Raw genomic sequence first — 7,715 nt, 5'->3', positions numbered from 1 at the left:
AGATGCGCAGGCCGGTGGGTGGGTGGGGAAGATAGATGCGGCGAAAATACACATTCGGAGTTGGGGCGTGAAAAATCTGTATCCGGCCGGCAGCGTCCTGGAAGCCCGCGGGCTCATAAGCCTTCCCGCCGGCGGCGGTTACGAACGGTATCACGGTATGATCGGGCAGTGACCGCACGGCCGCTTTGGGCGAAGCCTGCAGCAAGAACAGGGGATCCTCCGGCCGGAGGGGCTCCGTCATTTCCAGCCGCAGCGCCGCCATACCGCCGTCGAGCCCGTTTTCGGAAGGCGCATCGCCCCAGGCGTCGGGGCCCACGACTTCAGCCTTCCGCTCCGGCAATAACGCCAGTTTCCCGGAAAACCCCGCTGGCGTGGTGATCGCTAACGGACCGAGGAGCACTTCCCCGCCAGGACCGGCACTTTTCTCCAGTCCTTCGAAAGCCGTACATATCCGGCAATGAAACACCGACCACGAAACCGCTTCCCCGGTTTCCTTCTCCGCCCCGCTCCGCACACCACCAATCCCACGGCTCCCCGGCCGGTCCAGCTCCAGCGCTTCCTGCGCAAACCTTCCCACCCTGAAATCGGCCGCAGACACGATGATCTTGAGGTAATCCGAAATCTCGTAGCGGTTGTAACCGGGGTATAACTCATCAATGGAAACCGGGATCGCGGAAACCGTTTTCCCGTTATCGATGTACGTCAGGTACAGCGGCGCGCCGCCTCTTTCCAGCGCGGGTTCCCCGTCGCGGATCAGTTCGGTGAAAATGTCATATTTGCTGCCAAGGTACAGCACCCGCACGAAGCACTTTTCCACCGGCGCATCCGCCTTCAGCGCGATGCCCAGCCGGAAGGCGGGCGATTCGCCGTTTTTATATTTCAGTTCGATGGTGTCGTTATCCGCATGCAAAGCCCTTTCGCTGCTGCCAAACCCGTCGATGGCCGTCCACTGCAGTTCGAAGTGCCCGCGGCCCAGGCGGGGATCGAGGCGCTTCCAGTCCAGGGCCGCCATCCAGGCCGCTACGCGCTGGGCATAGGAAAGGAACACGGCCGCGCTGGCGGTCCGCCGGAATAAAGGCAGCGTGCCGTTCTTCTCCAGCAAAACGTAACTGCCGTCTGCCGGACGGAATACTTCGTACCCTGCCTCTTCTCCAAAACCGACATTTAACAACGGAAAGGTCCCGGCAGCCAGCGCCTGTTCCAGCGCTGCATCCGGCGGGGAAGCGATGAGCAGCGCGGGCGCCGCCGCCCGGATCATGGTGGCCTTCGCGGTTTCGGACGTGGTATCCAGGCCGGGAATATCGATCAGCGAGAAAAGCGCCTCCACTTCCCGGAGCTCCGCTTCCAGCCGGAAATCGCCGTCCCGGATGTCGAGCAATGCGCCCGGCGTAAGGCCGTGGAGCATGCCGCCGAAGATCTTCCAGCGGTTAAGGGCGACGTCGAACAGCACATCAAATGAGGGCACAACGGGTTGCATGGCATCGGAAAGGAACCGGCGGTCGAGGTCGGCTTCCGTGGCCGCAAACGCGACCGGATGCTGCTGGCCGGCCGCGGCCGTCACCACCGTTTGCATCCGCCACATCAAATCGCGGTAACTGGCGGTGCCGCCATTGGCCAGGAGCGCTTCCATCAGCCTGCCGGTAAAGATCCCTCCGCGCCAGGATTCCTGCGCCAGCTCGTCGGCCCGGCAAGCCGCCAGGTGCACGTACCGCGCGATGGCGGGCTTCATCTCCCCGTTCTCGTTCGTATAAAAACCCGGCGCATCGTGGCCCAGGAGATCCGTAAACGCCAGCACCTTCCCCGCATCCGCATGAAAGCGCGGCCGGAATTCAGTGCCCTGCGGCGCGAGGGCGCGCGTGTTGCCGCCGGAGTGGCAGCAGTCGGTTATCACGAGGCAATGCGCCTCCGTTTTCCCGAACGCCTGCCACAGCAGGTAAGCCATTTCTTTGTTGGTGAGGTCGCGGGCGGTGGTCCGGCTATCGGCACAAACGATCGTTTGCAGCCTGCGGGAAGGATTATTAAAATGAAATTCCGGCGGCGCGGCCGTTTGCGAACCGTGGCCGCTATAGAAGAATACGCAGATATCGCCGGCCTTTGCCTCCGCGAAATGCGTAAACAGCCGTGTAGTGAAATTTTCGAAAGTGGGAGGAAGCCAGGCCAGCGGGGCGCCGGCGGCCGTACCATACTGCTCCAAAAGCCGCAGGTCGGCATTATTGGGCTGGAGGTAGTACGCGGGGCGGTATTCAAGCCCTTCCTGCGCGGCACACTGGCTGCGCAACAGGCGGTCGACCCGGAGCACGTCCTGTATACAGCCGCTCAGCGGACTGTCGGGGTAGGCGTTGATGCCGGCAAATGCCGCGTACAATCGACGTTCCTGCATATGCAATGTTGCTGTTAAAATGGAGATCCGGGGTTATGGTGAACGTGCCTAATGTTAATTATCCTGGGGTTGCCGTCCTGACCAATTCATTGAAAAATCGTACCTTAGGTATTAGATTGTGACTCCAAATTAACTCCAAAAGTCGAGATTTCCATCGTGAGGCGCGGAATTTATTTACCCCAATTCCACCAGCAGACATGAAAAAAATCATCATTGCCTTTGCAAATCATCCGCAGGCGCCGTTGCAATCGGTGACCGAAGAAGACGAAGGCATCTACAATACCCTGAACGAGGCCCTCCGGGGGAACTACGTGGTTCACCGGGAGTCTTTCGCCACGGTTACCAACATCAACCTGGCGTTTTCCAATTACCGGGAAGACATCGCCGTATTCCATTATGCCGGCCACGCCGGTGAGCAATCCTTACTATTCAACGACCAGGCCGCCAGCGGCCAGGGACTTGCCTACCTTTTAAAGCCCAGCGCCGATGCGGGGAACCTCCGGCTGGTGGTCCTCAACGGCTGCTCAACGGGCGCACAGGTGGAAGAACTGCTCAAAATTGGCGTCCCCGCCGTGATCGCCACTTCCGCCGCCGTGAACGACCGCTCCGCCCGCGAATTCGGGGCGGAGTTCTTCAAATGCGTCTGCGTCAAAGGCATGAGCATCCGGCAGGCTTTCGAAACCGCCCTCGCCGCGGCGCAACTGGCATCCGCAGTGCCCCTCGGCGTGGACGCGCCGCCTTCCCGCGACCTCAACCTGCCCGGCAAAACGCCGCGCGAACCATTCTGGGGGCTTTTCTTCAACACCGCAGCGGCGGTTGACCAAAACCCCATTCCCAGCGAAGCACCGGGGCCGTTGCCACCTTTCACCCCGAATGCCCAGCTCATCAAAACGCTTTTCACCGCCCTCGTTGCGGCGGGCAACGAACCGGCCGTCAAACTCGAAAAGGCCCTCAAAACGGAGATAATCGACAACGAAGAAAACGTCATCCAAATGACGATCTTCAGCGCCCTGCCCCTCCCCATCGCCAGCCAGCTCAACACGCTCTTCGCCCCCGGCAGCTCCGGCACGGAAGACCTCATGCGCAAACCGGGATTCGAGAGGCTGCAGCAACTGGGCCGCATCTTCCACATCGCATCGGAATTCATGGGCATCATCATGATCTCACAACTATGGGAACTGAAAATCACAGGCAAAGTCAAAAACCTCCCCGGTGACATGCGGGAACTGCTGGATAAATACTTCGGCCTTTCCATCGACGCACGGTCGGTATACGACTATTCCTCCCTGATCCGCGCCATCCGCAAGTATATCGACACGCTGGACGGTGTGGAATACTTCGTGTCGGAGCTCTCCACCCTGCGCGACGATAACCCGCAGAACAAGCCCTTCGGCGAAGCCTGCGAATTCCTGCATTTCATCCGTTCCGTCACCTACACGCCAACCGGTAAACCGCGGCCCAAGCGCGTTTCCGAAGCGGAGATCCCTGCTTTGTGCATCCGCGCGGAAGCGATGCTGAGCACCGTTTTTGAAAAGCTGGGATTTTTGCACCGGTACACGCTTACCAGCATCCAAAACATCTGCATCAACAAATACCGCCACGAAACCAGCACCACTTTCGATCACCAGGTATTGAAGCTGATGAATTCCAATGATTCCAAAGAGATGAACTTCTATCTCCTGACCAAACATCTCGACAACAGCGGCGTGGTGCTCACCAAACAGCTGCCTTCAATCCACAATGCGGAAAGGCGCCAGTACAAAGGCGAATCCCTGGAATTCCTGAACCTTTCGCCGCTGGTGGTCGATATCAATACCTTCGAAAGGTTTGCCGACCAGTCGAGGCTCGCGATTTTCGGGCAGTACGAGCCCGCAACGGATTCGTATGTTTTCCGCTGGGTCAAGAACCCCGACGAAGCCCGGGACTACAAGCCCATCAACGTAAAGCGAAGTTTCGACCGCACCACCCGGGTGGAACAGGCCCGCCACGAAGCCATCTGCCAACAACTCACCGCCTTCAGGCTGTTTACCCAGCTGGCATTAACCCCGATACCATAATGACAAGCATCCTGCATAGTCCGTTCAAATTCCTGGACCCGTACGACCGCAACGATCTCAGCATATTCTTTGGCCGGGACGAAGAAGTGGAAACGCTGTACCAGCATATCCACAAAAACAGGCTGGTACTGGTGTACGGAACCAGCGGCACGGGCAAAACGAGCATCGTGCAGTGCGGCCTTATGAACAGGATGTACGACACCGACTGGTATCCCCTTTTCGTGCGCCGCGGCGATCACCTCGTGGATTCCCTGCACGAAGCCACGGCTATGGCTGCAGACCCGAAAGCGGGCAACGGCACAACGGCCACGGCGCTATCCGGCGGCACGCAATACAAACAGGCGCCCCAGGTATTACGGGCACGAAACGTCACTTCAGACGCACCCGGCAAAATATACGAGTCGCTCAAAGCCATTAACGTCCGCTACCTGCGGCCGGTGTACCTGATCTTCGACCAGTTTGAAGAATTGCTGATCATGGGCAGCGACGACGAGAAGAAAACCATCATCGAAATCATCGATCATATCCTTTCCGATCCGGAATTGCAGTTCTGCAACCTGCTGTTCATCATGCGGGAGGAATTCTTCGCGGGGCTGAGCCAGTTCGAAAAGGAAATCCCCGATTTCTGCGACAGGCGGCTGCGCATCGAGCCCATGAACCACCGCAACGTGGAGGAAGTGATCAAGAAATCCTGCGCCAAATTCAACATCAGGCTGGAGAAGGAAGTGGAGAACGCGAAAGAAATCATCGCCGTGCTGTCGGAAAAGCAAGTAGTGTCGCTGCCATACCTGCAGATTTACCTCGACCAGCTCTGGCGTACCGTTTACATGAACACGCCCGACAAAGTGGAGCCGCCCGATTCCATCTGGCCCATCCTGCACGTCAACAGCACCGTGATTAAGAAGTTCGGCAGTTTGCAGGATGTGCTCGACCGGTTCATGCACGAACGGATTCACGTGATACAGGAAGAATTGCAGTTTCCGGAGATAGAAGATGATTTCGTGGCTAATGTGCTGGATGCTTTCGTAACGAATGAAGGCACCAAACGGCCCATTCCCTATGCCCGCGTCAACAACGGGATCTGGTTTACGGGCCTCGTGCCGCCGTACTTACAGGGGCGCTCGTCTGTGCTGATGACGAGTTTGCTAACGGAACTGGAGAAGAACAAAATATTGCGTTCAGACGGGCAGACCTACGAGCTGGCGCACGACATCCTGGCAGGGCTGATCGACAACCGGCGGACGGAAGAACAACGCCGCACCGGCTTCACCGAAAAGCAGATACTCAGCCGGTACGAAGGCTTCAAAAACGGCGCGAGCGAATTGCTGAGCGCCCGCGAGATCGCATCATATGAGCCCTTCATCAAACGCCTCAACCTCCCGGCGGAAGTGATCGATTTTTTCAAGACCAGCGTCAACGTCAGGCATAGGGAGCTGAAGCAGGAAGAAAGCCAGAAGAAACGGCAGAAGATCTGGCGGCTGGGATGGATCATCGGCGCGCTGCTGCTGGTGGTGATATTGGTGGGATACTTCAATAACAAGCGGCTCACGCGCGAGTTCAACCGCAACGAAAGCCTGGTTTATATGGGTTTTGATTTGGCGGATAAAGATGCAGCCACTGCGCTGGGGCTCTTCGGTATCTTCCAGCAGAAAGTTTACGGCGAAGACACCTCGATGCTCAACCTGAAGCTGAAAGAAACGATGCAGCTGCAGGATGCGCAGGCGCTATTCGCCCGCTGGCATTACGACCTTCCCTACGTGAAAGTGGAACCCATCGATATCGACATCTCCGACGACGGGAAGTACATGGTGTATAACGTCAACCAGAAAGAATTCAGGGACTCGGTGCGGACTTACATCCTTTCCACCATCAACGGTGAAACCGTCCGCCAGTTCGATTCCGTGCAATACGCCTGTTTCGCCAACGGCGGCAATATCCTGGTGATCAGCCGCAGCGGGGTGCTGGTGGATACTTCCAAACCGAAACAAATGACCAAAGCCGGCTCCAAACCGCAATACAGGCGCTGGCGGCAGGCGATGCTGTATGATTGCGACAAGAAGCAGCGCATCCCAGTTCCCTTCGAAACCGGGCAACAATTATACGGCCCCGACGATATCACCCTGTTCTCCGCCAACGAACAGGAATCTTACCACGTGCGGGTGCTGGCCAACGGCAACCTGCTCATCCCCTATCTCAACAACGGCCGCGACCAGCTGATGCTCCTCCATCCGGATGGCCGCCTCATTTCCCGCATCCCCAGCATTTCCACCGTTACCACCTCGCGCGACGGCAAACTGTTCATGCATTACTCCATCACGCCCAACTATACGCTCGCATTGCAGATCTTCAGCGACAACGGGGAGCTGCGCAGGGAAGTGCTGGATGAATTCACGTTCGGGGATTTTACGGAGGATGGTGCGCTGCTCTGGGGCAACCGCTTCACCTGCTACTTCCTCGACGGTTCCGACACGCTGACATACGACGCCCCGGAAAACGCGACCATCGATTATGCCTACGGCAACCTTTCCAAAGGCCGCATCGCGCTGAACGTGAGCATGAACGAAACCACCGCCAATTACGTGGAGCACCGCAAGCGCGTGATCGTCGCCCATATTGCCAACGGCGAACAACAATTCCTGCGCGGCGCCGCTATCGGCGTCGATCTCGATAAAGGGTATATTATCACCCAGGCCGATGACCCCGCCGGCACAGCCTTCCGTCCGGGTACGGACACCCTGTACCGCTACGACCTCAGCAAGCCTTCCGCCCCTGTGCAATACCTCGTTCCTGCGGGTATCGAAACCGCGCAGTTCAACCGCAAAACGGGCGACCTGCTCGTCTTTACGCGATCCAACCAGCTGTTCGTGCTCGACAACCAGTTGCAGGTAAAAAAAGGGCTGAAACTCACTTCCAACGATACCTATGGCATGGCGCGCGGCGGTTCACGGTTTTATTACGCCCGCGACCGCTACCTCACGGTATTCGACAACGATTCCCTGCGCCTGAACGTGTTCGACGAAGCGTTGATCTGGCCAAGGATAACGGGACCGGGATCGCCGGTGAAGCCTATCACGGATAAGAAACGTATCCGCGAGCTGGGCCTGCATTTCAAATAAATTTAACGGGAGATGCGCGTATTAATGCAAATGATTTCATTGTAATCAGCCCTGCTCTGCCTCCAATTCAAACAACGCCTCGATTTCTACGGGGATGTTATCAGGCAGCGAACCGAACCCGACGGCGCTTCGCACCCCGATCCCGTTCTCCGTTCCCCATAC

General features: G+C 57.7%; 3 protein-coding genes. 2 read left to right on the top strand and 1 reads right to left on the bottom strand.

Annotation, left to right across the window (positions count from 1 at the left end; all coding sequences use genetic code 11):
• A partial coding sequence (locus Q0510_RS20125) for a caspase family protein (protein WP_298715683.1) occupies positions 1-2,380 on the bottom strand: 2,380 nt, incomplete at its 3' end.
• 197 nt (positions 2,381-2,577) lie between these two features.
• On the opposite strand from Q0510_RS20125, the gene Q0510_RS20120 reads away from it, so the two are divergent.
• Both Q0510_RS20120 and Q0510_RS20115 read left to right on the top strand, forming a co-directional pair.
• A complete protein-coding gene (locus tag Q0510_RS20120; protein ID WP_298715682.1) occupies positions 2,578-4,437 on the top strand; it encodes a CHAT domain-containing protein in 1,860 nt (619 codons plus the stop codon).
• Positions 4,437-7,553 carry an ATP-binding protein gene (locus tag Q0510_RS20115; protein ID WP_298715681.1) on the top strand — a complete coding sequence of 1,039 codons (3,117 nt, stop codon included), beginning with the start codon at positions 4,437-4,439 and terminating at the stop codon, positions 7,551-7,553. Before Q0510_RS20120 ends, Q0510_RS20115 begins: the two co-directional genes overlap by 1 nt.
• Positions 7,554-7,715 lie beyond the last annotated feature (162 nt).

It is taken from the genome of uncultured Chitinophaga sp. (assembly GCF_937874145.1).
In the GTDB taxonomy this organism is placed as follows: domain Bacteria; phylum Bacteroidota; class Bacteroidia; order Chitinophagales; family Chitinophagaceae; genus Chitinophaga.
This window is presented reverse-complemented; position numbering and strand designations above follow the sequence as displayed.